General features: G+C 72.3%; 27 protein-coding genes, 1 tRNA gene and 1 riboswitch. Of the genes, 19 read left to right on the forward strand and 9 right to left on the reverse strand.

Features of this window, described 5'->3' with window-relative positions; all coding sequences use genetic code 11:
* The first annotated feature begins 14 nt into the window (after window positions 1–14).
* On the forward strand, window positions 15–638 hold the full coding sequence (locus tag ACQY0Z_RS27410) for a helix-turn-helix domain-containing protein (protein WP_189905520.1): 624 nt from the start codon (window positions 15–17) through the stop codon (window positions 636–638).
* On the forward strand, window positions 635–763 hold the full coding sequence (locus tag ACQY0Z_RS27415) for a DUF6126 family protein (RefSeq protein ID WP_254587877.1): 129 nt from the start codon (window positions 635–637) through the stop codon (window positions 761–763). Before ACQY0Z_RS27410 ends, ACQY0Z_RS27415 begins: the two co-directional genes overlap by 4 nt.
* A 24-nt stretch (window positions 764–787) precedes the next feature.
* Here ACQY0Z_RS27415 and ACQY0Z_RS27420 read toward each other — a convergent pair whose 3' ends face one another.
* Window positions 788–1585, reverse strand: coding sequence for a tyrosine-protein phosphatase (locus ACQY0Z_RS27420; protein ID WP_189905522.1), 798 nt, complete (start codon window positions 1583–1585; stop codon window positions 788–790).
* Between the two features lie 520 nt (window positions 1586–2105).
* A riboswitch (cyclic di-AMP (ydaO/yuaA leader) is annotated at window positions 2106–2270 on the forward strand.
* Between the two features lie 4 nt (window positions 2271–2274).
* Between ACQY0Z_RS27420 and ACQY0Z_RS27425 the strand changes: the two genes are divergently transcribed.
* The 3 genes from ACQY0Z_RS27425 to ACQY0Z_RS27435 all read left to right on the forward strand — a co-directional run bounded on the left by ACQY0Z_RS27425 (window position 2275) and on the right by ACQY0Z_RS27435 (window position 5815).
* Window positions 2275–3201: a M23 family metallopeptidase gene (locus ACQY0Z_RS27425; protein ID WP_189905524.1), complete on the forward strand. Its 927-nt coding sequence runs from the start codon at window positions 2275–2277 to the stop codon at window positions 3199–3201.
* A 250-nt stretch (window positions 3202–3451) separates the two neighbouring features.
* Window positions 3452–4237 carry an SGNH/GDSL hydrolase family protein gene (locus tag ACQY0Z_RS27430; protein WP_189905615.1) on the forward strand — a complete coding sequence of 262 codons (786 nt, stop codon included), beginning with the start codon at window positions 3452–3454 and terminating at the stop codon, window positions 4235–4237.
* Window positions 4238–4624: 387 nt separating this feature from the next.
* Window positions 4625–5815 carry an MBL fold metallo-hydrolase gene (locus tag ACQY0Z_RS27435; protein ID WP_189905526.1) on the forward strand — a complete coding sequence of 397 codons (1191 nt, stop codon included), beginning with the start codon at window positions 4625–4627 and terminating at the stop codon, window positions 5813–5815.
* Window positions 5816–5879: 64 nt separating this feature from the next.
* Here ACQY0Z_RS27435 and ACQY0Z_RS27440 read toward each other — a convergent pair whose 3' ends face one another.
* The 5 genes from ACQY0Z_RS27440 to ACQY0Z_RS27460 all read right to left on the reverse strand — a co-directional run bounded on the left by ACQY0Z_RS27440 (window position 5880) and on the right by ACQY0Z_RS27460 (window position 11237).
* Complete coding sequence (locus tag ACQY0Z_RS27440) at window positions 5880–7268, reverse strand: MFS transporter (protein WP_439812977.1); 1389 nt, start codon at window positions 7266–7268, stop codon at window positions 5880–5882.
* Between the two features lie 50 nt (window positions 7269–7318).
* Window positions 7319–8242, reverse strand: a complete 924-nt coding sequence (locus ACQY0Z_RS27445) for an amidohydrolase family protein (protein WP_189905530.1) — start codon at window positions 8240–8242, stop codon at window positions 7319–7321.
* 14 nt (window positions 8243–8256) lie between these two features.
* Window positions 8257–8940 (reverse strand): 4-carboxy-4-hydroxy-2-oxoadipate aldolase/oxaloacetate decarboxylase, encoded by a 684-nt coding sequence (gene ligK / locus ACQY0Z_RS27450; RefSeq protein ID WP_189905532.1) that lies wholly within the window; start codon window positions 8938–8940, stop codon window positions 8257–8259.
* Between the two features lie 87 nt (window positions 8941–9027).
* Window positions 9028–10053: an amidohydrolase family protein gene (locus ACQY0Z_RS27455; RefSeq protein ID WP_189905534.1), complete on the reverse strand. Its 1026-nt coding sequence runs from the start codon at window positions 10051–10053 to the stop codon at window positions 9028–9030.
* On the reverse strand, window positions 10050–11237 hold the full coding sequence (locus ACQY0Z_RS27460; protein ID WP_439812978.1) for a 4-oxalomesaconate tautomerase: 1188 nt from the start codon (window positions 11235–11237) through the stop codon (window positions 10050–10052). The genes ACQY0Z_RS27455 and ACQY0Z_RS27460 overlap by 4 nt, the downstream gene beginning before the upstream one ends.
* 236 nt (window positions 11238–11473) lie before the next feature.
* Between ACQY0Z_RS27460 and ACQY0Z_RS27465 the strand changes: the two genes are divergently transcribed.
* The 12 genes from ACQY0Z_RS27465 (at window position 11474) to ACQY0Z_RS27520 (ending at window position 21666) form a co-directional block, all read left to right on the forward strand.
* Entirely contained in the window at window positions 11474–12136 is a 663-nt protein-coding gene (locus tag ACQY0Z_RS27465; RefSeq protein ID WP_189905539.1) for a GntR family transcriptional regulator, read from the forward strand.
* A 493-nt stretch (window positions 12137–12629) separates the two neighbouring features.
* Entirely contained in the window at window positions 12630–14549 is a 1920-nt protein-coding gene (locus ACQY0Z_RS27470; RefSeq protein WP_439812979.1) for an ATP-binding protein, read from the forward strand.
* 56 nt (window positions 14550–14605) lie between these two features.
* A complete protein-coding gene (locus ACQY0Z_RS27475) occupies window positions 14606–15040 on the forward strand; it encodes a roadblock/LC7 domain-containing protein (RefSeq protein WP_019522568.1) in 435 nt (144 codons plus the stop codon).
* A 2-nt stretch (window positions 15041–15042) separates the two neighbouring features.
* Window positions 15043–15414: a DUF742 domain-containing protein gene (locus tag ACQY0Z_RS27480; protein ID WP_439812980.1), complete on the forward strand. Its 372-nt coding sequence runs from the start codon at window positions 15043–15045 to the stop codon at window positions 15412–15414.
* Window positions 15392–16027, forward strand: a complete 636-nt coding sequence (locus ACQY0Z_RS27485) for a GTP-binding protein (RefSeq protein ID WP_189905543.1) — start codon at window positions 15392–15394, stop codon at window positions 16025–16027. The genes ACQY0Z_RS27480 and ACQY0Z_RS27485 overlap by 23 nt, the downstream gene beginning before the upstream one ends.
* Before the next feature lie 57 nt (window positions 16028–16084).
* Window positions 16085–16660: a GAF domain-containing protein gene (locus ACQY0Z_RS27490; protein ID WP_189905545.1), complete on the forward strand. Its 576-nt coding sequence runs from the start codon at window positions 16085–16087 to the stop codon at window positions 16658–16660.
* Window positions 16661–16843: 183 nt separating this feature from the next.
* Window positions 16844–17875 (forward strand): L-threonine 3-dehydrogenase, encoded by a 1032-nt coding sequence (tdh, locus tag ACQY0Z_RS27495; protein WP_189905547.1) that lies wholly within the window; start codon window positions 16844–16846, stop codon window positions 17873–17875.
* A 27-nt stretch (window positions 17876–17902) separates the two neighbouring features.
* Window positions 17903–19105, forward strand: a complete 1203-nt coding sequence (locus tag ACQY0Z_RS27500; RefSeq protein ID WP_439812981.1) for a glycine C-acetyltransferase — start codon at window positions 17903–17905, stop codon at window positions 19103–19105.
* A 36-nt stretch (window positions 19106–19141) separates the two neighbouring features.
* Window positions 19142–20047 (forward strand): LysR family transcriptional regulator, encoded by a 906-nt coding sequence (locus ACQY0Z_RS27505; protein WP_189905551.1) that lies wholly within the window; start codon window positions 19142–19144, stop codon window positions 20045–20047.
* Between the two features lie 43 nt (window positions 20048–20090).
* Window positions 20091–20669 (forward strand): helix-turn-helix domain-containing protein, encoded by a 579-nt coding sequence (locus ACQY0Z_RS27510; protein ID WP_189905553.1) that lies wholly within the window; start codon window positions 20091–20093, stop codon window positions 20667–20669.
* Window positions 20666–21199, forward strand: a complete 534-nt coding sequence (locus ACQY0Z_RS27515) for a GNAT family N-acetyltransferase (RefSeq protein WP_189905555.1) — start codon at window positions 20666–20668, stop codon at window positions 21197–21199. The genes ACQY0Z_RS27510 and ACQY0Z_RS27515 overlap by 4 nt, the downstream gene beginning before the upstream one ends.
* Before the next feature lie 107 nt (window positions 21200–21306).
* Window positions 21307–21666 (forward strand): MmcQ/YjbR family DNA-binding protein, encoded by a 360-nt coding sequence (locus ACQY0Z_RS27520; RefSeq protein ID WP_189905557.1) that lies wholly within the window; start codon window positions 21307–21309, stop codon window positions 21664–21666.
* 124 nt (window positions 21667–21790) lie between these two features.
* Here ACQY0Z_RS27520 and ACQY0Z_RS27525 read toward each other — a convergent pair whose 3' ends face one another.
* Window positions 21791–22708: a transketolase family protein gene (locus ACQY0Z_RS27525; RefSeq protein ID WP_189905559.1), complete on the reverse strand. Its 918-nt coding sequence runs from the start codon at window positions 22706–22708 to the stop codon at window positions 21791–21793.
* Window positions 22709–22765: 57 nt separating this feature from the next.
* Window positions 22766–23473, reverse strand: a complete 708-nt coding sequence (locus ACQY0Z_RS27530; RefSeq protein WP_189905561.1) for a transketolase — start codon at window positions 23471–23473, stop codon at window positions 22766–22768.
* A gap of 149 nt (window positions 23474–23622) precedes the next feature.
* Here ACQY0Z_RS27530 and ACQY0Z_RS27535 point away from each other — a divergent pair.
* Window positions 23623–23696: transfer RNA gene (locus ACQY0Z_RS27535), tRNA-Pro, on the forward strand.
* A gap of 59 nt (window positions 23697–23755) precedes the next feature.
* Here ACQY0Z_RS27535 and ACQY0Z_RS27540 read toward each other — a convergent pair.
* Entirely contained in the window at window positions 23756–24361 is a 606-nt protein-coding gene (locus ACQY0Z_RS27540) for a dihydrofolate reductase family protein (RefSeq protein ID WP_254586201.1), read from the reverse strand.
* Window positions 24362–24615: 254 nt separating this feature from the next.
* Between ACQY0Z_RS27540 and ACQY0Z_RS27545 the strand changes: the two genes are divergently transcribed.
* Window positions 24616–25836 (forward strand): ABC transporter substrate-binding protein, encoded by a 1221-nt coding sequence (locus tag ACQY0Z_RS27545; RefSeq protein WP_347226140.1) that lies wholly within the window; start codon window positions 24616–24618, stop codon window positions 25834–25836.

Consider the following 25836-nt stretch of genomic DNA (forward strand, 5'->3'; position numbering starts at 1 on the left):
GCTCAATGGGGGGCATGAGCTCCTCCGAGACCGAGCCGCGGGACGAGCCTGTCGAGGCCCTGCCCGCGGTCGCTCCTCAGCTGCGCGCCCTGCGCCGGCGGGCCTCCCTGACGCTGGAGGCCGCCGCCCGGCAGGCGGGCCTGTCGCCCGCCCACCTCTCCCGCCTGGAGACTGGACAGCGCCAGCCCTCGCTGCCGATGCTGCTCTCCCTCGCCCGCATCTACGGTACGACCGTCTCCGAGCTGCTCGGGGAGTCGGCGGTCGACCGGGACGCCGTGGTGCGCGCCGCCGACATGGAGCCCACGGCGGCCGGCGGCTGGACGTACTGGCAGGCCGGAGCCGCCGGACGCGGCATGCAGGCGCTGCGGGTCCATGTGCCGCACGGCTCCCAGGGCGACATCGTCCGCGTCCACCCCGGCGAGGAGTGGCTGTACGTCCTCAAGGGACGGCTGCGGCTGCGCCTCGGGGACACCCTGCACCGGCTGTCCCCGGGCGACAGTGCCCACTTCGACTCGCTGACCCCGCACCGCATCGCCGCTCAGGACCCCGACGGGGTCGAGCTGCTGTTCGTACACACCCTGCTGCAGAGTCCCACGGCCACCCTGTGCCTGGGCCCGACCCTTGGAGAGACCCCGTGAGCGGCAAGGACATGGAGGAGAAGTTCCCCCGGGCCCTGTGGGTCCGGCTGTTCGTCTACATCGTCGTCGGACACGTCTTCGCGGCCTTCATCTACTTCCTCTTCGAGATCGCGCCGAAGAAGTAGCGGCCCCCCGGTGGGGGTCGGGTGTCAGTCGAGCAGGCGCTCGCGCAGCCGCTCCCGGTGGGCCGGGGTGAGCCCGAGCCCCTGCTCCAGGTAGGCGTCCACGCCGCCCCAGGTCTCCTCGACCGTTTCGAAGGCGGCCGCCAGATACTCCTCGCGCGCGTCGAAGAGCGGGCTGAGCAGCTCCATCACCTCGGGGGAGTAGGCCTCGGCGGAGCTGCCGCTGCGCCGCACCTTGTAGCGGCGGTGCTTGGCGTTGGACTTCAGGTAGTCCTCGACGATCGCGTCGCGCTCCACGCCCACGGCGAGCAGCGTCACCGCCACCGACAGGCCCGCGCGGTCCTTCCCGGCCGCGCAGTGCATCAGTGTGGGCACGCTGTCCTCGGCGAGCGCGCGCAGCACCTGGGAGTGCTCGGAGGTGCGCTCTTTGATGATCATGCGGTACGAGGTGATCATCCGGTCGGCGCCCTGGCCGTCGGCGAGGATCGCGCGCAGCTGGTCCAGGTCGCCGTCGCGCACCATCTTCCAGAACTCCGCGCCGTCGGCCGGGTCGCTCAGCGGCAGGTTGACGTTGCGCACGCCCGGCAGCGTGACGTCCGGGCCCTCCAGCTTCTGGTCGGCCGCGTTACGGAAGTCGAACACGGTGTGCAGACCGAGCGAGGCCAGGAAGGCGGCGTCCTCCGCGGTCGCGTGGGCGAGGTGACCGCTGCGGAACAGCACCCCGTGCCGCACCCGCCGGCCGTCCATCGTGGGCAGCCCGCCCACGTCGCGGAAATTGCGCACCCCGGTCAGCTGGGGCTCGGTCGACGGGATCTCCTGCGTCACGGACGGCTCCTCCCACTCCGCGCCGTCGCCGCGGCTCGTCGACGGGCACCACTCGACGATACGACATGCCTGCCTGGGGCAATGAGTTGTCGGCGGTCTCCGCGACGTTGGATTGTGTCGCTTTTTGTTTGTTCATGAGAGACGGATTGCAGGCCGGTCTCGCCAAGATCGAGATGTCGCGATTGCGTCACCTGTCCCGTCCGTCATGAATGCAAAACGGGCGATCTGTCCGATTGGGGAGCTTGAGGAGAACGTGCCCCCATAGGGAGGGAATTGAGGAGGGGTCGCGTGAGCATCGTCATATCGGTGACCGTACGCTGTCGCCATGTCCACGTAATCCCCTTGCATGACAAGGGAATTCGCCCGCGCGACGCTCACGAGATCGACGCACGGTGACGTCATTTCCCCCTTTCGATCACGGAAAAAGCGGGTTCGCGGGAACACCCGCTTGTTTCGCCGCGTCGCGGTCGCTTACGTTCCCAACCGATCCGGACGGACGCCTAATCCTGCCGCCGCCCGGAGCCCGCACACACTGACCCGACGTACGGCAGGAGCGGGGGACCCACAGGTACAACTGCCTGTTCCGGGCCCCGGAAACAGGCTTGGGGTTAAGCCGCGCAGCAACGCGGCCGGACATCTCCAGTCCGCACCCGACAGCTCACCTCGTAGGCGCCGGAGAGGAATTCGACATGCCCGCGAAGGGTAAGCACCGCCGCACCAAGGCTCAGCGTTTCACCCGCTCCATCGCCGTCGCCGGAACCGGTGGCGCCGCTCTCGCCCTGCCGTTCCTCGGCGCCGCCGGCGCCCACGCCGCGACGCCGCAGTCCGCCCCCGAGGCCTCGGTCCAGTCGCTGTCCGTCACCGGTCAGCAGGCCAAGGCCGACAAGAACGGCGAGACCCGCACGTACACCGTGAAGGCCGGCGACTACCTCGCCAAGATCGCCGAGGCCGAGCACGTCGACGGTGGCTGGAAGCAGCTCTACGCGGACAACCGCGAGGCCGTCGGTGACGACCCGTCGCTCATCCACCCGGGTCTGAAGCTCTCGATCGACGGCAAGGCCGCCGCCAAGAGCGCGCCGCAGCAGTCCACTTCGCCGCAGACCGCCAAGCCCGCCGCGCCCAAGGCCGAGAAGCCGGCCGAGCAGCCCGCGCAGAAGGCCGCCGAGGAGACCTCCTCCGACGAGGCGTCCGCGCAGACCGCCCCCGCCTCCGGCTTCACCTCCCCGGTGCCCGGCGGCGGCATCGGCACCGCCTACAAGGTGGCCGGCAGCATGTGGTCCAGCGGCTACCACACCGGTGTCGACTTCAGCGTCCCGACCGGCACCTCCCTGAAGGCCGTCGGCGCCGGCACCGTCGTCTCCGCCGGCTGGGGCGGCGCGTACGGCAACCAGGTCGTCATCCAGCTGAACGACGGCCACTACGCCCAGTACGCCCACCTTTCCTCGCTGTCCGTCTCGGCGGGCCAGACGGTGAGCGCCGGCCAGCAGGTCGGTCTCTCCGGTGCGACCGGCAACGTGACCGGCCCGCACCTGCACTTCGAGATCCGCACCAGCCCGGACTACGGCTCGGACGTGGACCCGATCTCGTACCTGCGCGGCAAGGGCGTCTCCATCTGACACCCGAGCGGCACCCTTCCTGACACGCACGCCTGAGGCCGGACCCCGATCCACGGGGCCCGGCCTCCGGTGTGTCAGCGTCCGTGTCCGGGCACGTGTCCGCGCCGGGCCGTACCTATTCCTGGCTTGGCCAAACCTTGAAGTGGCTTATCTCACCGCGCGTCAACCCCCGCCTACGGTCGCGTAGGTCACATCCGAAGGTGAATCATGTCCGGCTGTGGCAGACGATTCGAAGAGTGACAAGGCAACAGTGATCGGGTCGTACGTGGCGGTGGGGGACAGCTTCACCGAGGGCGTCGGCGACCCCGGCCCCGACGGGGCGTTCGTCGGCTGGGCCGACCGCCTCGCCGTTCTGCTCGCCGACCGCAGGCCCGAGGGCGACTTCCGGTACGTCAATCTCGCGGTGCGCGGCAAGCTGCTGGACCAGATCGTGGCCGACCAGGTCCCCCGGGCCGTCGAACTCGCCCCCGACCTGGTCTCCTTCTGCGCCGGCGGCAACGACATCCTGCGTCCGGGCACCGACCCGGACGAGGTGGCCGAGCGCTTCGAGAAGGCGGTCGCGCAGCTGGCCGCGGTGGCCGGGACAGTGATGGTGACCACCGGGTTCGACACCCGGGGGGTCCCGCTGCTCAAGCATCTGCGCGGCAAGATCGCGACGTACAACGGGCACGTGCGGGCGGTCGCCGACCGGTACGGCTGTCCGGTGCTCGACCTGTGGTCGCTGCGGAGTGTGCAGGACCGCAGGGCGTGGGACGCGGACCGGCTGCACCTGTCGCCCGAGGGGCACACCCGCGTCGCGCTGCGCGCGGGTCTCGCGCTCGGTCTGAAGGTGCCCGCGGACCCCGAGCAGCCGTGGCCGCCGCTGCCGCCTCGCGGCACGCTGGAGATCCGGCGGGACGACGTCCACTGGGCGCGGGAGTATCTGGTGCCGTGGATCGGCCGGCGCCTGCGGGGGGAGTCGTCGGGTGACCACGTCACGGCGAAGGGGACGCTGTCCCCGGAGGACATCCGGTCGCGGATCGCGAAGGTGGCGTGAGGCGCGGTCCGCTCGGCGCGCGGGGTGGCTGGTCCCGCGGGGCGTGTGCGGGTGGGTGCGTGGCTGGTCGCGCAGTTCCCCGCGCCCCTTTTGGGGCGTAGTGCCCGCGCGTCTGAGGCCCACGTGAAGCTCGACGCCTCAGGCCTCCGCGGGCGCTTCGTGGCTGGTTGCGCATTTCCCCGCGCCCCTGATGGGGCGATGCTCTCGCGCGTCTTTGAGGGCGCGGGGCGGATCACGCCCTTGGGGCGCGGGGAACTGCGCGATCGGGGGCTCGGGGGCGGAGCCCCCGTGGCGGCAGTCGGGGGCGCGGGCCGTTTCCACAACCGCCCCCGCCGAAGGCGCCACCGCACATAATGGAAACTCCGAGCGATTTCATCTGGAGGTACCGTGGCCGCTTCATCCGCCCCCCGGGCGGGGCTGACCGCCCTGCGGCCGCCGGCCTTCGGCGCGGAGCCGGCCGGTGAGCGCATGGCGCGGATCCGCAGGTCCCCGCACTTCGCGAACGGCGTGTTCCAGAACCCGGGCGGCCCGGCCCGTATGCGTCCCTCCGGGTCGGGACGGGACATGGCCAAGCAGTTCCTGGACAAGGACTCCCGCTCCCGCCGCGCCCCGCGGGGGACGATCCCGGTGCACCCCACCACCGTCGCCGACCTGAACCGCCCGCCCGCGACCGGGCTGCGCCTCACATGGATGGGCCACTCCAGCGTCCTCGCGGAGATCGACGGACAGCGGGTGCTGTTCGACCCCGTGTGGGGTGAGCGCTGCTCGCCGTTCCCCTTCGCCGGCCCCAAGCGCCTCCACCCCGTGCCGCTGCCGCTGACGGCCCTCGGCCCGGTGGACGTCGTGGTGATCTCCCACGACCACTACGACCACCTGGACATGCCGACGATCAAGGAACTGGCCGGCACGGACACCGTGTTCGCCGTGCCCCTCGGCGTGGGCGCGCACCTGGAGCGCTGGGGCGTCTCCGCGGACCGCCTGCGTGAGCTGGACTGGCAGGAGTCGACGCGGGTCGGCGGCCTCACCCTGACCGCGACCCCCGCCCGGCACTTCTGCGGGCGGGGCCTGCGCAACACCCAGCACACCCTGTGGGCCTCCTGGGTGGTCGCAGGCGAACGGCACCGGATCTACCACAGCGGCGACACCGGATACTTCGAGGGCTTCCGCGACATCGGCGCCGCCCACGGCCCGTTCGACGCGACGATGATCCAGGTCGGCGCCTACTCCGAGTTCTGGCCGGACATCCACATGACCCCCGAGGAGGGCGTCCGCACCCACCTGGACCTCCAGGGCGGCGACCCGGCCGGCGTCCTGATGCCGATCCACTGGGGCACCTTCAACCTCGCCCCGCACCCGTGGGCGGAGCCGGGGGAGTGGATGACGGACGCAGCGGCAGCCGTGGGCCAGGCCGTCGCCTTCCCACGTCCGGGCGCCCCCTTCGAGCCGGGCGGCGACCTGCCGGCCGAGCCCTGGTGGCGCCCGCTCACCCGCCCGGTCCCCCGCACATGGAAGACCGGCAGCCCGCCACGGAGCGAGGAGACCCCCAGCAACGACCTCGACCTGGCGGGCGACCGCTGAGACGCGCGCGGCGGGCGGACCGGAGGGGTGTCTCCGGTCCGCCCGCCGCGCGCGACAGCCGTGCTTACGGCGTCGCCGTCACCGACTTCGCTCCCGTCCCGGCCGCCGCAGCCGCCTCCGCCGCCAGCCGGCGGCGTCGGGTCGCCGGGCCGAAGAGCGCCAGGACCAGCGCGCCCAGCGTCCAGGTGCCGGCGATGACCATGAACACCGCCTGGTAGCCGATGCCGTTGTAGACGCCGGCGATCATCAGCGGGCCCACCGCGTTGGACAGCCGTCCCAGGCCGTAGGCGATGCTCGTGCCCAGCGAGCGGCCCTCGGTGCCGTACAGCTCGGGGGCGTAGGCGTACGCCAGGGCCGTGTAGCCGCGCTCGAACAGGTTGACCAGGAAGCCGAAGACCACGATCAGCACCGGGGTGAAGGTCAGGCCGTAGAGCAGGCCGGACGCGGCGATGACCAGGCCGAACACCACCAGGCACCACTTGCGCTCGAAGCGGTCGGTGACCATCGCCGCGAGGAACGAGCCGAGCGGCGCGCCCACGGTCGTCAGGGCCACGTAGAAGATCGAGTCCTCGACGCTGACGCCCTCGGCGGCCAGCAGGGTCGGCGCCCAGCTGGAGTAGCCGAAGAAGCCGATGGTCTGGGTGATCCACAGGACCGACAGCAGGATCGTCGGGTACAGGAACTTCTTGTCCTTCAGCATGCCCAGGCCCGGCTTGACCGAGGGCCCCTTCGGCTTCGGCTGCTGCGCCTCGGGCAGCGGCCCGTGCTCGGCCGTCACCTGGACCTCGATGCGGGTCAGCACCGCCTCCGCCTCGTCGTGCCGGCCGCGCGACTCCAGCCACTGCGGGGACTCCTCGAGCCGCCGCACGAAGAACAGGAACAGCGCGCCCAGCGACCCCCAGAGGTAGACCAGCCGCCACGACCAGTCCGACATCGGCACCACCGCGGAGGCGATCAGGTTGGTGACGGGCGTGCCGCAGATGCCGATGACGATGGCGTACGCCTGGAACTTGCCGCGCTTGGCGCTGGGGAACAGCTCACTGATGTAGACGACGGCGACGACCGTCATCGCCGACAGGCCCGCCGACGTCAGCACGCGGAACACGCCGAGGGACCAGATGTCCCACGCGAACACGCAGGCGAACGACCACACCGTGAACCACAGGGTGGTCAGGGTCAGTGTCTGTTTGCGGCCCAGCCGGTCGGCCAGCCCGCCGGCCACGACGGCGCCGATGAACATGCCCACGAAGGACAGCGAGGTGACGTACGCGACGTGGTTCACGTCGGAGCCCCACTGCTCGCGCACCACCGGCGCCGTGATGGCGAAGGTGTTGATGTCAGCGAACTCGAAGAAGTAGGCGAAGGCCACCGCGAGGATGGTCCGCTTGTGGAACTTCGTGATCGGCAGCCGGTCGAGCCGGTTCGCCGCGTTGGTGGTACGGATGTGCTGCACTGCACGCTCCTGGGAAAGGGTGGACCCGTCTCACCGGGCCGGGGGTGACGTCAGCGGGCCTCTTCGGGCCAGTAGAGACGCAGGGGATTGTCGACCAGCAGCGCCCGCTGCTGCTCGGCGGTGGTCGCGATGTGCGGGATGTGGTCGACGAGCAGACCGTCGTCGGGCATGTGGTTCTTCAGGTTCGGGTGCGGCCAGTCGGTGCCCCACAGCGCCCGGTCGGTGAACTCCTCGACGACCTTGCGGGCGAAGGGCACCACGTCCCGGTAGGCGTTCCGCTCCCCGTCGAGCGCGGGCGGTCCGGAGACCGTCAGCCGTTCCGGGCAGGAGACCTTCACCCACACGTCGTTCGCCGCCACGAACCGCAGGAACCGCGCGAACTCGGGCCCGTCGGCGCTGCGGGTGACGTCGGGGCGGCCCATGTGGTCGATGACCAGCGGCACCGGCAGGGAGGCGAAGAACGGCTCCAGGTCCGGCAGGTCCTCCGCCTCGAAGTAGAGGACGACGTGCCAGCCCAGCGGCGCCACCCGGCGGGCCACGGTCTCCAGCGCCTCGCGCGGCGCCGCGTCCACCAGTCGGCGGACGAAGTTGAAGCGCACCCCGCGCACCCCGGCGTCGTGCAGCCGGCGCAGCTCCGCGTCGGTGACGTCCGGCCGTACCGTCGCCACCCCGCGGGCCCGCCCGCCGGCCGCGTGCAGGGCGTCCACCAGGGCGCTGTTGTCCGCGCCGTGGCAGGTGGCCTGCACGATCACGTTGCGGTCGACGCCCAGGTGGTCGCGCAGCGCGAACAGGTCGTGCTTGGAGGCGTCGACCGGCGTGTACTTGCGCTCCGGGGCGAACGGGAACTCGGCGGCGGGGCCGAAGACGTGGCAATGGGCGTCCACCGCTCCCGGCGGCAGGACGAACTCCGGCTTGCTCGGCCCCCGGTACCAGTCGAGCCAGCCCGGGGTGACCGCGGTGTCGTGGTCGGTCATCGTGGTCCTCGGATTCAGTCGACGTAGGTGAGGCCGAGCTCGGCCAGCGGGCCGCGCATGCCGTACATGTCCAGGCCGAGCTCGCCGGCCCGGAACCGCTCCCGCTTGCCCTCCTCGGCCGCCTCGCGCCGCGCGGACGCCTCGGCGACCTCGGCGGCCCGGGCGGCGGGGACGACCACCACGCCGTCCGCGTCGGCGACGATCACGTCACCCGGGACGACCAGGGCGTTCGCCACGACCACGGGCACGTTCACCGAACCCAGGGTGGCCTTGACGGTGCCCTTGGCGTTGACCGCCCGGGAGAACACGGGGAAGTCCATCCGGCGCAGGTCGTCCACGTCACGGCAGCCGCCGTCGATCACCAGGCCCCGGGCGCCGCGGGCGCGCAGCGAGGTGGCGAGCAGCTCCCCGAAGAAGCCGTCCTCGCTCTCGGTGGTGCAGCCGGCGACCACCACGTCGCCCTCGCGCACCTGCTCGGCGGCGACGTGCAGCATCCAGTTGTCGCCGGGCTGCAGCAGCACGGTCACCGCGGTGCCGCACAGCTTCGCGCCTTCGTACACGGGCCGTATGTAGGGGCGCATCAGGCCGAGGCGGCCCATCGCCTCGTGCACGGTCGCGACCCCGAACCGCGACAGGGCCTCGACCGCGGCCGGGTCGGCGCGGTCGACGGTCCGGTGGACGACTCCGAGGTGGTGCATGGTGCGGCTCCTTGCTTCTGCGGGCATTCTCGGCCCGCGGTGAACGGTCGGGGACGGCGGGGGGTGAGGGACCGGGGACGACGGGCGTCAGCGGCCCTGGGCGGTCAGCCGGGCGTCGAGGCGGGGGTAGACCCGCCGGGCGTTGCGCTCCTCGACGGCCGCCAGGTCATCGGGGGTGAGGCCCGCCTTCTCGACGTAGCGGCGGGTGTCGTCGAAGTGGTGGCCGGTGCGCGGGTCGATCCCGCGCACGGCTCCGACCATCTCCGAGGCGAAGAGGACGTTCTCCACGGGCATCACCTCCAGCAGCAGGTCGATGCCGGGCTGGTGGTAGACACACGTGTCGAAGAAGACGTTCCGCAGCAGGGACTCCTCCGGCTCGGGCCGGCCGAGCGCCTGCGCCAGCCCCCGGAAGCGGCCCCAGTGGTACGGCACCGCGCCGCCGCCGTGCGGGATCACCAGCCGCAGGTCCGGGAAGTCGGCGAACAGGTCGCCGGAGAGCAGCTGCATGAACGCGGTGGTGTCGGCGTTGAGGTAGTGCGCGCCGGTGGTGTGGAAGGCCGGGTTGCAGCTGGTGGACACGTGCACCATGGCCGGCACGTCCAGCTCGACGAGCTTCTCCCACACCGGGTACCAGGACCGGTCGGTCAGCGGGGGAGCGGTCCAGTGGCCGCCGCTCGGGTCCGGGTTGAGGTTGACGGTGACCGCGCCCAGCTCCAGCACCGCCCGCTCGATCTCCGGGACCACGGTCGCCGGGTCCACGCCGGGCGACTGCGGCAGCATCGCGCCGGGCACGAACCGGTCCGGGTACAGCTCGGAAACCCGGTGGCACAGGTCGTTGCAGATACGCGCCCAGGCGGCGGAGGTGGCGAAGTCGCCGATGTGGTGGGCCATGAACGAGGCGCGGGGGGAGAAGACGGTGACGTCGATGCCACGCTCGTCCATCAGCCGCAGCTGGTTCGTCTCGATCGACTCGCGGATCTCGTCGTCGCCGATCGCCGGGCCCGCGGGGTCGGGCGCCCGCAGGGGGTCGGTGAGCGCGGCCACCTGCGCGTCCCGCCACTGTCCGAGGGGGGCGGGGGCCGTGGTGTAGTGACCGTGGATGTCGATGATCACGCGTGCTTCTCCTGACGGGTGGGAGTGGGGTCCCAGACGGAACGGGGGACGAGCAGGTCGCCGGCCATCAGCAGCCGGGCGGTGCGCAGCAGCGCGGAGCGGGTCACCCGCTGCGGGTCGGCGGGGTCGAGGCCGAGGGTGACGCTGAACTCGCCGGACGGGTGCTCCACGGAGACGGTGGGCTCCGTGCCGGACACCCCGGCCGCCACGTCCCGGGCGACGGTGCCCTCGATGACGCAGGCGGTGGCGGCGGTGACGGCGGCCAGCACGCCGATGGACTGGTGGCAGACCCGGGGGATGAGGCTGCGGGTGGAGAGGGTGCCGCCGCGGCGGGGCGGCGCGACCAGGGTCATCTTCGGGTAGTTACGGCCGCTGACGTCACCCAGGCCCATCGCCTCCCCGCACACCAGGCGCAGCGCCTCCACGCGGGCCTTGAGCGCCTCGTCGGCGTCGATGTCCGCGGGGGACTCGTAGCCGGCGGCGCCCAGACGGGCGGCCTGGACGATCACCAGCGGCTGGCCGTTGTCGATCAGCGTGACCTCCACGGCGCCCACCCCCGGCACCTCCACGGTGTCCCGGGCGCGCCCGGTGGGCAGCAGGGCCCCGGCGACGGAACCGGCGGTGTCCAGGAAGCCGATCTCGACCGGGGCGGCGGTGCCGGGGACGCCGTCGATACGGGCTTCGCCCTCGTACGAGACGTGCCGCGTCCCGTCGGCGCCGGCGGGGGTGGCGACGGTGATCTCGGCGACCATGCCGGTGTTCCGGGTCAGCACCCGGGCCGTCGTACGGTCGCCGGACGGCACGACCATGCCGGTCTCGACGGCGAAGGGCAGCACGGCGGCGAGCATGTTGCCGCAGTTGGCCGACGTGTCGACGGTGTCCCGGTCGGGCTGCACCTGGGCGAAGGTCCACTCCACGTCGACACCGGGCTCCGTGCCCGGACGCACCAGGCCGATCTTGCTGGTCAATGGGTGCGCGCCGCCGACGCCGTCGATCTGCCGCGGGTCGGGCGAGCCCATCGCCGCCAGCAGCACCGCGTCCCGCAGGGCGGGCTCGTCGGGCAGCAGCCGGGCGTCGAAGAAGGGTCCGCGCGACGTGCCGCCCCGCATGAACAGGCAGGGAATCGCGGTCTGGGAGCCGCGACGGGTGACCTCGGGGACCCGGACGGCTGCGACGGCGGACATGGTCGCTCCTTCGGTGGACGGAATCGCGGTGGACGAATCGCGGTGGGCGGTGTGACGCCGGGCGATGTGAAGATGCGAGGAAGCTAAATCATCAACGAGATTGTTGACAAGATGTTTCGACGAAAATGCTCACCAGATGGGATCCCGGGTACGGACGCCTCCGTGCCGCGCACTAGGGTTCTCCCCGTCGGGGCCGCCGAGGACGGACGACGGAACACGAGGGAGAGGTCGACGGAGTGACGGACAAGCTTACGGGCGCTGCCGGCCGCGAGTATGTGGCGAACGCCATCAGGCAGGCCCTGCGCTCCGGGGACCTGGTGCCCGGACAGCGGCTCGTCGAACTCGACCTCGCGGAGGCCTACGGCACCACGCGCGGCGCCGTCCGGGAGGCGCTGCAGGACCTCGCGGCCGAGGACATCGTGGAAATCGTCCCGCGCCGCGGCGCCCGGATCCGCGCGGTGTCCGTCGAGGAGGCCGTGCAGATCACCGAGTGCCGGTCGGCGCTGGAGCAGCTGTGCGCGCGGAAGGCGGCCGGCGGGGCGAGCGACGGGCAGCGCGCGGAACTCCGCCGGATCGGCGCCGACATGCGGCAGGCCGTGGCCGACGGCGCCTGGGACGCGTACTCCGCCCTCAACCAGCGGCTGCACGAGCTCGTCATCGAGGCCAGCGGGCAGGAGGTGGCGCGTCGTCAGCTCGACCGCCTGAACGGCCCGATGGTCCGCTTCCAGTTCCGTCTCGCCCTGCGCCCCGGGCGTCCCGCGCAGTCCCTGCCGCAGCACCTCGCGATCATCGACGCGGTCGCCGGCGCCGACCCCGAGGCGGCGGCGCGGGCGGTGGCGGCACACCTGGACGACGTGATCGAACAGCTGAGGGCGTCGGCCACGGCGCCGCGCCTGTGAAGGGCGTCAACCCCCGCGTTTGCTACTCAGCGTGATGTTCTGGCCGGAGGGCTGAAGGTGTCCTTGAGGCGCTCCCGGAGCCAGGGGTGTCCACGGAGGCGCACTCGATCCCGCACACGCCCCTTTTCGCGCCCCAGCGCCCCAGGAACCCTTGCGACCGCTTCTGACCAGCATTGATCGAGTCTTGAGTACTCCCGTCGCATTCGGCCGAACGGTTATCGGTCTGTCGTACGACGCCTCATACCAGAGCGCGATGCTGTCCGCACGAGTTTGTCAACTGCCCACCGCACATGATGCGGTGACGACTACGGTGAGTGTCGGTCGCCCGGCGTGACGGCTCGCGACGGCACATGTCGCAGGACGCCTCGCGCCGAGGGCCGTGTCGTAGGGATCGGGATCAGGGAGCGGGGACCGGTACGTGCAGCCACAAGGCGGACGAGGGAGCCGACGGGGCGAGGAGCCCCGACACCCGGGGACGGTCGGCGCCACGGTCGTGGCCCGCACCCCCCAGAGCGGCGCCGCCCCGAAAACCCCGGCCCCCGGCCCGGGCGCACGCTGCGGCAACGGCACCGCCCCCCGGCCCGAGCGGCGCGAGGGCGGACGGCACGGGCGCCCGCCCGCCCGGCCCGCGCCCGGCCTGCCCGAGTCGCACATACGGTCACAACTGCTCCGGCTCGCCGTGCTGCCGCCCGTCGCGGTGGCCCTGAGCGCCTGCGCCGCCGTGCTGTTCACCGTCCGCTCCAGCGGGACGCGGCCCAGCGGCGCGCTGTGGCTGGTCCTCGGCGGGGCCACCGCCGTGGCCCTCGCCGGCATCGTCATCGCCGCCGTGGCAGCCGAGCGCGCGGCCCGCTCCGTGCACGACCGCGTGGGCGTCCTGCGCCGCGGCACGGCACGGCGCGAGGCCGACCTGCACGCCCTCGTCGAGGCGCTGCGCAACGGCGAGCAGCCGCCCCCGCGCGGCCGGCGCAGCGAACGCGGCGGCGACGGCGACGAGTTCGACCAGCTCGCCGCCGACCTCGCCCGCGCCCACGACGGCGCGGTCACCGCCGTGGTGCAGGCGGCGCGGCTCTCCAGCCAGGCGGGCAGCGAACAGAAGCTCGAGGTGTTCGTCAACCTCGCCCGGCGGCTCCAGTCCCTCGTCCACCGCGAGATCTCCATCCTCGACGAGCTGGAGAACGAGATGGAGGACCCCGACCTGCTCAAGGGGCTCTTCCACGTCGACCACCTCGCCACCCGCATCCGCCGCCACGCGGAGAACCTCGCCGTGCTCGGCGGGGCCGTCTCCCGCCGGCAGTGGAGCAACCCGGTGCCCATGACCGAGGTGCTGCGCTCGGCGATCGCCGAGGTCGAGCAGTACTCGCGGGTCAAGCTCGTGCCGCCGGTCGACGGCACCCTGCGCGGACACGCGGTCGCCGACGTCATCCACCTGCTCGCCGAACTCGTCGAGAACGCCACGGTGTTCTCCGCCCCGCACACCCAGGTGCTGCTGCGGGCCAACCTGGTCACCTCCGGGCTGGCCGTCGAGGTCGAGGACCGCGGCCTCGGGATGCCCGTCGGCGAGCAGGACCGGATGAACGCGCTGCTCGCCGACCCCGACCAGGTGCACGTCGCCAGCCTGCTGGCCGACGGCCGGATCGGCCTGTTCGTGGTCTCCCAGCTCGCCCGCCGCCACGGCATCCACGTCCGGCTGCAGACCAACATCTACGGCGGAGTCCAGGCCGTGCTGGTGGTGCCGCAGTCCCTGCTCGGCGGGGAACCGGCCGCCGTGAACGGGGCGCAGGGGACGACCGCGAGCCTGCCCTCGGTGGGCACGGCGCCGACGGGGCGTCAGACCCCCGCACTCTCAGGCACCGTGGACACGCCGGCCCACGCAGAGGAGACCGCGGCCACCGGCAGCACCCCCGCGTCCCCCCTCACCCCCGTCGCCCACCCCGGCCGGACCCCGTCCGCGTCCCCCGGTGACGGCGCCGTACCCCCGCCGCTGCCCCTGCGCGGCGCCCGCACCACCCGCCCCACCCCCGCCGAGGCCGTCCCCGGCGTCCACCACACCGCGCCCGCCCCACACGACGGCCACACCGCGCCCGACCCGCAGGACGGAACCGCCGTCACCGGCGAGGCCCCGCTCGTCCCCCGCACCACCCCCGTGCGCGGCACCATGGGCAAGCCCCGACTGCCCCGCCGCCGCGCCCAGGAGCACATCGCGCCGCAGCTGCGCGACGGGCCCGCGCCCCGCCAGGACAGCGAGCACGTCGCAGGCCACGACCCCCAGCTGATGGCCGCCTTCCAACGGGGCATCAGCCTCGCGGAGTCCCAGCCGGAGTCCCCCGCGCCCGCGCGGCCGGCCGTGCCCGCACCCCGTACCGACCTCACCGACCACACCGCCCGGCACGACGGGAGCGCGTCCGCCGGATGACCACCCCCCTCACCCGCGCTCCCGCAGACCTTCGTACCCCAAGGAGTCGATCCACCATGGCGAGCGATGCGCCGACCGCCCAGGTATCCGACCTCGACTGGCTGATGAGCGGCCTCGTGCAACGCGTACCGCACACCCGGAGCGCCGTCCTGCTGTCCTGCGACGGACTGGTGAAGTCCGTCCACGGCCTCGACCCGGACGCCGCCGACCACATGGCCGCCCTCGCCTCCGGCCTGTACTCCCTCGGCCGCAGCGCCGGCGTGCGCTTCGGCGACGGCGGCGACGTCCGGCAGGTCGTCGTTGAGCTCGACTCGACGCTGCTGTTCGTCACCACCGCCGGGTCCGGCACCTGCCTCGCCGTGATGGCCGGCCGGGAGGCCGACGCGGCCGTGCTCGGCTACGAGATGGCGATGCTGGTCAAGTCCGTACGGCCGTACCTGATGACCGCTCCCCGGCAGCAGGGCGTCGAGCCCCCGGCGATGAGGCCTTGAGCGTGCGGGCGGCCGGTGACGGGCCGTGGCTCGACGACGCGGCCGGCCGGCTGGTGCGCCCCTTCACGGTCAGCAACGGACGGACCCGGCCGACCGTCGCCCTCGACCTGATGTCGCAGGTGCGGGCCACCGGCGCCACTCCGCTCGGCTATCTCGGCCCCGAGCACGCGCAGGCCCTCGACCTGTGCCGCGCCCCCGTCCCCGTCGCCGAGGTCGCCGCCCATCTCGGGCTGCCGGTGGCCGTCACCAAGGTGCTGCTGGCGGACCTCGTCGACTGCGGGGCGCTGACCGACAACCCCCCCGCGTTCCACCACAACCGCACGGACCGGGCCCTTCTGGAGGCAGTGCTCGATGGACTACGACGACAGCTCTGACCGGGTCGACGGCGCCGGGCACGGCGGCGACGACGACCTGTTCCCGACCGCCCTCAAGATCCTGGTGGCGGGCGGGTTCGGGGTCGGCAAGACCACCTTCGTCGGCGCCGTCAGCGAGATCGCGCCGCTCAGCACGGAGGAACTGCTGACCACCGTCAGCGCCGCCACCGACAAACTCGACGGGATCGAGAACAAGGTCGAGACCACCGTGGCCATGGACTTCGGCCGCATCACCCTCGACCGTGAACACGTGCTCTACCTGTTCGGCACGCCCGGCCAGGAACGCTTCTGGTTCATGTGGGACGAACTGTGCGAGGGCGCGCTCGGCGCCGTCATCATCGCCGACACCCGGCGCCTGGAGGAGTGCTTCGCCGCGGTCGACTTCTTCGAGCAGCGCGGCCTCGGATTCATCGTCGCCGTCAACGAGTTCGACGGGGCCTACCGCTACGCCCCCGAGGAGGTGCGCGCCGCCCTCGACCTCCCCGAGGAGGTGCCCGTCGTCCGCTGCGACGCCCGGATCTCCAGCTCCGGCGTGCAGACCCTGCTCACCCTCGTCCGCCACCTCATCACGTACGCCCCCGCCACACCCACGGGATACGGCGCACCCATGTGATCCCCGCACCCCACGGAGCCCGTCCATGAACTTCGCCCACGCCCCGGGAGCCCGCCCATGAGCTACGACCCGCCCCGCCCGGCCGGTCGGCTGCTGCTCACCCCGGAGGACCGGCAGGCGCCGGAGCGCACCCGCAGGCTGCGCCGGCTCGCACTCGGGGAACACCCCGACCCCGAGCTGGACGCCTTCGCCCGCGGCCTCGCCGAGCTCACCGGGGCGCCGTACGCCGTGGTCAACCTCCCCGGCGAGCACGGGCAGTTCTTCGCGGGTCTGCACACCCCGGGCGTCGCCCCGGTCCTCCGCAGCGACGGCACCGGCGCACTGCTCGGCCGGGCGCTGCCCCGTGACCACGGCTTCTGCCCGCACGTCATCGCCCGCGGCAAGGCGCTGGTGCTGGAGGACGTGACGGACTACCCGCGGTTCGCGGGCAACGCGGTGGTGGACGAGTTCGGCATCCGCTCCTACATGGGCGCGCCGCTCACCGACGGCACCGGCTTGGTGCTCGGCACCGTCGCCGTCAGCGACGTAAGGCCCCGCGGCTGGGGGCAGCCCGGTCTCGCCGCCATCAAGGCGCAGGCCGCGGAACTCGCCGCACGGCTGGAGCGGCGGGAGCAGGACGGGCTGCCGCTGTGACGCGTGGCGCGCCACCGCGCCCGGACGGGTGACGCGTGAAGCAAAGCTGTGGCCGCGCTTAAGAAATCCTCGATGGACCGGTGAGGGTGTTGTACGGCAGATTGCAGTCGATTCCACTCCTCTTCCCGGACCGGGCCGCCTCGGCATGCCCGCACCCGGGACTCACCCTCAGGAGCCGTAGCGTTGAAGGCGCTGGTCAAGGAGAAGGCGGAGCCCGGGCTGTGGCTCATGGACGTCCCGGAGCCCGCCGTCGGACCCGGCGACGTGCTGATCAAGGTGCTGCGCACCGGTATCTGCGGCACCGACCTGCACATCCGTAACTGGGACGGCTGGGCCCAGCAGACGATCGACACGCCGCTGGTGCTCGGGCACGAGTTCGTCGGCGAGGTCGTGGAGACCGGCCGGGACGTCCCCGACGACATCAAGCCCGGTGACCGGGTCAGCGGCGAGGGCCACCTGGTGTGCGGCAAGTGCCGCAACTGCCTGGCCGGCCGCCGCCATCTGTGCCGCGCCACGGTCGGCCTCGGCGTGGGACGCGACGGCGCCTTCGCGGAGTACGTCGTGCTCCCCGCCACCAACGTGTGGGTGCACCGCGTCCCCGTCGACCTCGACGTCGCCGCGATCTTCGACCCGTTCGGCAACGCCGTGCACACCGCGCTGTCCTTCCCGCTGGTCGGCGAGGACGTCCTGATCACCGGCGCCGGACCGATCGGCCTGATGGCCGCCGCGGTGGCCCGGCACGCCGGCGCGCGCAACGTCGTCATCACCGACGTCAGCGAGGAGCGCCTGGAGCTCGCCCGCAAGATCGGCGCGACCCTGGCGCTGAACGTCGCCGAGTCGAGCATCGCCGACGGGCAGCGGACCCTCGGCCTGCGCGAGGGCTTCGACATCGGCCTGGAGATGTCCGGCCGCCCCGAGGCGATGCGCGACATGATCGCCAACATGACGCACGGCGGCCGCATCGCGATGCTCGGCCTGCCCGCCGAGGAGTTCCCGGTCGACTGGGCCCGGATCGTCACCTCGATGATCACCGTCAAGGGCATCTACGGCCGCGAGATGTTCGAGACCTGGTACGCCATGTCGGTGCTCCTCGAGGGCGGACTGGACCTCGCCCCCGTGATCACCGGCCGCTACTCCTACCGCGACCACGAGTCCGCCTTCGAGGACGCCGCCGGCGGCAAGGGCGGCAAGGTCATCCTCGACTGGACCGCGTAAGTCATCTGCCCTCCAAGGAGCTTTGAGATGTTCGACTCCGTGCGCGACGACCTGCGCGCCACACTCGACGAGATCCGCGCCGCCGGCCTGCACAAGCCCGAGCGCGTCATCGGCACCCCGCAGTCCGCGACCGTGAACGTCACCGCCGGCGGCCGCCCCGGTGAGGTCCTCAACTTCTGCGCCAACAACTACCTGGGCCTCGCCGACCACCCCGAGGTGATCGCCGCCGCCCACGAGGCCCTGGACCGCTGGGGCTACGGCATGGCGTCCGTCCGCTTCATCTGCGGCACCCAGGAGGTGCACAAGGAGCTGGAGGCGCGGCTGTCGGCGTTCCTCGGCCAGGAGGACACGATCCTCTACTCCTCCTGCTTCGACGCCAACGGCGGCGTGTTCGAGACGCTGCTCGGCCCGGAGGACGCGGTCATCTCCGACGCGCTGAACCACGCGTCGATCATCGACGGCATCCGCCTGTCCAAGGCCCGCCGCTTCCGCTACGCCAACCGCGACATGGCCGACCTGGAGCGCCAGCTGAAGGAGGCCGCCGAGGGAGGCGCCCGCCGCACGCTGATCGTCACCGACGGCGTCTTCTCCATGGACGGGTACGTCGCCCCGCTGGACGAGATCTGCGACCTCGCCGACCGGCACGGCGCCATGGTCATGGTCGACGACTCGCACGCGGTCGGCTTCGTCGGCCCCGGCGGCCGCGGCACCCCCGAACTGCACGGCGTCATGGACCGTGTCGACATCATCACCGGCACGCTCGGCAAGGCCCTCGGCGGCGCCTCCGGCGGGTACGTCGCCGCCCGCGCCGAGATCGTCGCCCTGCTGCGCCAGCGCTCCCGCCCGTACCTGTTCTCCAACACGCTCGCCCCGGTCATCGCCGCCGCCTCCCTGAAGGTCCTCGACCTGCTGGAGTCCGCCGACGAGCTGCGCGTCCGCCTGGCCGAGAACACCGCCCTGTTCCGCCGCCGGATGACCGAGGAGGGCTTCGACATCCTCCCCGGCGACCACGCCATCGCCCCTGTGATGATCGGCGACGCGGCCCGCGCGGGCCGTATGGCGGAGCTGCTGCTGGAGCGCGGCGTCTACGTGATCGGGTTCTCCTACCCGGTCGTGCCGCAGGGCCAGGCGCGTATCCGCGTGCAGCTCTCGGCGGCGCACTCCACGGACGACGTCAACCGAGCCGTCGACGCGTTCGTCGCGGCCCGTGCGGAGCTCGACGACGCCTGACCGTCGCGCACCGCTGCATTTGAGACAATCGATCCCATGATCGAAGCGCGGCGGCTCCACATCCTCCGTGCGGTGGCGGACCATCGCACGGTCACCGCGGCGGCCGCCGCGCTGTACCTCACCCCCTCGGCCGTCTCCCAGCAGCTCACCGCCCTGGAGCAGGAGACCGGCCACCGCCTGGTCGAGCGCGGCGCCAAGGGCGTACGGCTCACCCCCGCCGGGGAGATCCTGCTCAGCCACACCCACGCGGTCCTCGCCCAGCTCGAGCGGGCCGAGGCCGAGCTGGCCGCGTACGGGGCGGGGGAGGCCGGCACCGTCACGGTGGCCGCCTTCGCCACCGGCATCGCGCAGGTCGTGGCCCCGGCCGTGGCCCGCCTCGCCGACTCCGCACCCGGCATCCGCATCCGGGTGCAGGACGCCGAGGGCGACGCGAGCCTCCCGATGGTCCTGGACCGGCAGGTCGACGTCGCCGTGGCCGTCGAGTACCGCGGGGCGCCGGCCGCCGACGACCCGCGCCTCACCCACGTCCCGCTCTACGCCGAGCCGTTCGACGCGGTCGTCCCCGTCACCCACCGCCTGGCCGACGGGCCCGAGGTGCCGCTCGCGGAGCTGGCCAAGGACCCCTGGATCGGCCCGTACCCCGGCAACCCCTGCCATGACGTGGTGGTGCTGGCCTGCGAGAACGCCGGTTTCCAGCCGCGTCTCGAACACTCCTCGGACGACTTCCGCGCGGTCGTCGCCCTCGCCTCCGCCGACGTCGGCGTGGCCCTGGTGCCCCGGTCGGCGCTGCGGGGGATGGACCTCACGGGCGTGGTGGTGCGCCCGGTCGACGGGGTGGCGCCCACGCGCCGGGTGTTCGCCGCCGTGCGCCGGGGCGCGGAGGGGCATCCGCTGATCCGCCCGGTCCTGGACGCGCTCCGCGCGGCGGCGGAGGACGCCTGAGAGCCTCTTCCTGGCTGACCATATCCGGGATATCGTCCCGGATATGAAACAACAGGAGGCTGCTCCCGATCCCGTCGACGTCCGCCTCGGCGCGCGGCTGGCGGAATTGAGGGCCGAACACGGCTGGTCCCTGGGGGAGTTGGCGGAACGCAGCGGCGTCAGCCGGTCCACGCTGTCCCGCGCCGAGCGCGCCGAGACCAGCCCCACCGCCTCCCTGCTGAACCGCCTCTGTTCCGTCTACGGCCGCACCATGTCCCAGCTCCTCAGCGAGATCGAGGCGGAGCCGGCGCCGGTGGTGCGCGCCGCCGACCAGCCGGTGTGGCGAGACAAGGCGTCCGGTTTCGTCCGCCGCTCCGTGTCCCCGCCGCACGCCGGACTGCGCGGCGAACTCGTCGAGGGCCGCCTCACCGCCGGCGCGGACATCCCCTACGACCGCCCGCCCGTCCCCGGCCTCGAACAGCACATCTGGGTCCTCGAAGGCGCCCTCGCCGTCACCGTCGGCGACACCGAGCACCTCGTGGGCGAGGGCGACTGCCTCCGGCTGCGCGTCTGGGGCCCCACCCGCTTCCGCTGCCCCAACCCCGACGGCGTCCGCTACGTACTGGCGGTGGTGCGCCCGTGAACGTCGAACGCCCCGACGCCGCCCGGCTCCTGGAGCTGACCGACGCGCTCGCCGACCTGCTGACCGACACCGTGGACGGCGGCGCGTCCGTCGGCTTCCTGGCCCCGCTGAACCACGCGGACGCCGTCGCCTGGTGGACGCAGCGGTGCGAGGCCGTCGCCGCCGGACGCCTCGTGGTGTGGACGGCGTACGAGGAACGCGGCCGGGTGCTGGGCACCGTGAGCCTCGCCCTGCCCGCCGACAAGCCGAACAGCGCGCATCGCGCCGAACTGGTGAAGCTGATGGTGCACCGCACGGCCCGCGGCAAGGGCCTCGGCCGCCGGCTGCTGACGGTCGCGGAGGAGGCGGCCGCGGCGGACGGCATCACCCTGCTGCACCTGGACACGGAGACCGGCAGCCCCGCCGAGCACCTGTACCGCACGTCCGGCTGGACGGAGGTGGGCGCGATCCCCGACTACGCGGCGAACCCGGCGGGGGTACTGCGCCCCACGACGATCTACTACAAGCGCCTTCGGGCAACGCGCCACTAGAGGCGCGGGGAACTGCGCGAACGGGGGTCCGGGGGCGGAGCCCCCGAAAACGGGAGGTCAGGACATCGAAAGTCTGATTGTCCGTGCCGGAGGCTACCGTGCCAGCCATGCTCGATGCCGAAGACGTACGACGGATCGCCCTGTCCCTGCCGGACACGACGGAGAAGATCGCCTGGAGCATGCCCACGTTCCGCGTCGCGGGCAAGATGTTCGCCACCCTGCCGGAGGACGAGACGTCGATCGCCGTGCGCTGCCCCAAGGAGGAGCGGGACGAACTGGCCCTCGCCGAGCCGGAGAAGTTCTGGATCGCGGACCACGAGGCGCAGTTCGCGTGGGTGCGGGTCCGGCTCGCGGCGCTGGAGGACGAGGACGAACTGCGGGACATCCTCGCCGACTCCTGGCGCCAGGCCGCCCCGACCCGGCTGCTCGAGGCGCACCCCCGGCTGGGGCTGCCGCCGGAGGCCTGACGGAACGGGACCGTACGGCCCCCTCCCGTTGTCAGTGCCCCGTGGCATGATCCGGATCACGCGTGGCCGCCGGGTCCGGAGGGGGGTCCCGGCGGCGCGCGCACCCCACGCTCACCGAAGCGACTCAGACCCCGGCGGGCACACCACCGGCGGTGAACCGGCTGATCCGCTCGCGCAGCGACCCCGCGTCCAGACCGTGCGCCGCGAGGTGCTCGTCGAACTGCCCGTAGCGGCGCAGCTCCGCCCGTCCCACGCCAAGCCCCAGCACGCGGTGCGGCAGGTCGGCCAGCGCGTCGTTCGCCGCCCCCGTCGACGTCCCCGCCAGATACGGCTCCACCACCACGACGTCCGTCCCCGCCGCCTCGGTGGCCCGGCGCAGGGCGTCCGCGTCGAAGGGGCGGACGGTGGTCGCGTACAGGACGGTGACGTCCAGGCCCTCCGTCGCCGCCAGCACGTTGTCCAGCATCGGCCCCACCGCGACGACCACCCCCGCGCGGCCCTCCCGGACCGTGAGGAACCGCCGCCCGTCCACCGGCCGCCCGGCCGCGTTGGACTGCAGGGACAGCCGGACGTACACCTTGTCGTCGCCGGCGGCCACCGCGTGCCGCAGCAGCGTCTCCGCCTCGTCCGGATGACCCGGCACATGCACCGTCCACCCGTCCAGGGTGTCCAGCAGCGCCACGTCGCCCGGCGCCATGTGGGTGTAGCCGCCGGCGGGCCAGTCGAAGGAGGCGGCGGCGCTCACCAGCACCGCGCCCACGTCCTGGTGCCCCAGGTCCAGCTTGACCTGCTCGAAGGGCCGCTCGACGAGGAAGCTGGCGAAGGTGTGCACCACGGGCCTCAGCCCGGCCAGCGCCATCCCGGACGCCGCGCCGACCAGCAGCTGTTCCCGGATGCCGACGTTGACCACCCGGTCCGGATGTCGGCGCAGCGCCTCGGTGAAACGGTCCGCGCCGACCTCCGCCAGGAGCACGGCGACCCGGGGGTCCTCGTCCAGCAACTGGGTGACGACGGGGGCGAAACGATCACGCATGGTGTCCACGGGAATCTTCCTTCTTTCGGTGACCCAGGTGAGAGGGAGAGCGATCTCTTGCGGTGCTCAGGCGTTCTTGGGCTCCACCCGGGCCACGACCACGTGCGGCCTGCCGGGGTGCGGGGCGGTGAACGCGTCGTACAGCGCCTCGTGGTCACGGCCGTCGACCGTGCGGGCGGACCAGCCGGCCGCCTCGAACCGTGCGGCGATCCCGCCCGGACGGGCGTACGACGCCGAGGAGTTGTCGACGACGACCGTGTGCAGCCGGTCCAGGCCGGCGGGGCCGGCGAAGGCGATCGCCTCGTGGTTGCTGCCCTCGTCCAGCTCGGCGTCCCCGATCAGCGTCCACACCGCCGGGTCACGCAGCCCCTGGGCGCGCAGCCCGAGTGCCGTGCCCACCGCGATCGGCAGCCCGTGCCCCAGCGACCCGCTGCCGATCTCCACGCCCGGCACCAGCGTCCGGTCCGGGTGGTGGCCGAGCGGGGAGTCGTAGGAGCCGAAGCCGGGCAGCCAGTCCGCCGGCAGGAACCCCTTGGCGGCGAGGACGGCGTAGTACGCCATCGGCCCGTGCCCCTTCGACAGCAGGAACCGGTCCCGTCCGGGATCGTCGGCGCTGTCGGGGCCGACCCGGAGCACCCGGTCGTAGAGGACCCACAGCACGTCGAGCGTGGACGTCGCGGCGGGTCCGTGCTTCTCGTCCCCGGTCATCAGCCCCATCAGGCCCGGGAGATCGGAGTATCCGTACGTCTGTGTGCGCTGCTCGGTGATCGTCATGTCGTCGATCGTGCGACCTCAAGCAAGCTTGAGGTCAAGCGTCACCCGGAGGTGGCGTGCGCGGGGAAACGGATGCGCGATCACCGCCGTGAGTGCGGTATGGTTTCCGTGCGCGTTCGGCCGGGGGAATCCCCAGGTCAGACGGGCATCGGGACGTGGCGCAGCTTGGTAGCGCACTTGACTGGGGGTCAAGGGGTCGCAGGTTCAAATCCTGTCGTCCCGACGTGACGCGGGGCCGGTGTCGGAACTCTCCGACACCGGCCCTGACGCATGTCGGCCCCGTCAGGCGGGCGCGCCGAGCGGCGGGTGCTCCAGCACGCGCGGCCTGTACTCGACCATCTGGGTCCGGCCGTCGAAGGCGCGGCTCCCCGTCATCTCCAGAGCCACGTCCGGATAGCCGTCGTAGATGCGTTCCGCGCCCGTGGCACCGGTGATCACCGGGAACATCACCACCCGGAACCGGTCCACGAGACCGGCCCGCAGCAGGGACCGGGACAGGCTGAGGCTGCCGATCGTGCTGAGGATCCCCGGCTCGCTCTCCTTCATGGCGCGGACGGTCTCCACGGCGTCGTCGCGGACGAGCGTGCAGTTCGCCCACGTCAGCGGCTCCTCCAGGGAGGAGGAGAACACCACCTTGGGCGCCTGCGTGAGCTCGTCGACGGACTCCTTCTCCTCGTCCCTGAACTCGTCCTGGCCGGCCGGGACGTCGCCCGCGGCGAAGCCCGACATCAGCCGGTAGGTGTTCGCCCCCATCAGGTAGGTGACCTTGGGCTGTTCACCCAGCCAGGCGAGGTACTCCGGGCCCTCCAGGCCCCAGAACCCGGGCCACCCCTCTCCCGACGCGTAGCCGTCCAGGGTGGTGATGAAGTCGACGAGAAGCTCCGACATGGCGTTGCCCTTTCCTGAGATGTCACGAGTACCGACCGGCCGGGAGCCGCGAACTCATCGGCCCGCGCGACCTGAGAATCGTCCGCGTATGTTCTTGATGTCTCTTTCGTGGCGATCTAACGTGCCCGCGGGAGACACCGTCGCGGGTTCCGACGCCCGTGTCGCCGTCCCGGAAGCGAGGTGTGGAGCGATTGCACGCGAGGTGCGGACGTCACAGAAGGCCGCGGTGCGCGCGGGCGCTGCTCGCCCTGACCGTGCTCGCCTCGACGCTCGCCGCCTGCGGCGGTGACGGCGAGAGCTCCCGCCCCACCCTCAACTGGTACAACTTCCCCGACGACTCCGGCGCCCTCCAGGAGGCCGCCGACCGGTGCAGCCGGGAGTCCGGGGGCCGTTATCGGATCGTCTACAACAAGCTGCCCCGCGCGGCCGACGGCCAGCGGCAGCAGATGGTGCGCCGGCTCGCCGCCGAGGACGACTCCCTCGACATCCTCGGCCTGGACATCACGTGGGCCGCCGAGTTCGCCGAGGCCCGCTGGATCAAGGAGTGGACCGGCGAGAACAAGCGCCGGGCCACCGAGGGCACCCTCGACGTGCCGCTCCAGACGGCGACCTGGAAGGGCAAGCTCTACGCCGTCCCGTACAACACGAACATCCAGCTGCTCTGGTACCGCAAGGACCTCGTGCCGAAGCCGCCCACGACCTGGGCGGAGATGCTGGACATGTCCCGCGAGCTGGCCCGGCAGGGCAAACCGCACTTCGTCGAGATCCAGGGCGCCCAGTACGAGGGCCTCACCGTCTGGTTCAACTCCCTGATCAACAGCGCCGGCGGCTCCATCCTCAACAAGAGCGCCACCGAGCCCTCCCTCGGCCCGCCCGCCGTGAAGGCCGCCTCGATCATGCGGGACCTCGCCCGCTCCCCGGCCGCCGACCCCTCCCTGCCCAACCAGATGGAGGACCAGAACCGGCTCGCCATGGAGTCGGGAGTCGCCGCCTTCGAGATCAACTACCCGTTCGTCTATCCGTCGATGAAGAGCAACAACCCCGCGCTCTTCAAGAACTTCCGCTGGGCGGTCTACCCCCGCGTGGACGCCGACCGCCCCTCGCGGCCCACCATCGGCGGCATCGACCTCGCCGTCAGCGCCTACTCCCGCCATCCCGACCTGGCGTTCGACGCGGCCCTGTGCCTGCGCGACCGGGAGAACCAGCTCAACGCGGCGCTCAAGGGCGGACTCCCGCCCACCCTGCGCGCCATCTACGACGAGCCGGACTTCATGAAGGAGTACCCCTTCTCCAAGGAGGTCCTGGCCTCCCTGGAGTCGGCGAGCGTACGGCCGCTCACCCCCGCCTACCAGAACGTGTCGATCGCCGTCTCGCACACCCTGTCCCCGCCCTCCGACATCCAGCCGGAGAGCGACGTCGACACCATCAGGGAACAGATCGACAAGGCCCTGCGATCCGAGGGTGTGATCCCGTGA

It is taken from the genome of Streptomyces sp. P9-2 (genome assembly GCF_051903975.1).
Lineage (GTDB): Bacteria > Actinomycetota > Actinomycetes > Streptomycetales > Streptomycetaceae > Streptomyces > Streptomyces cellulosae.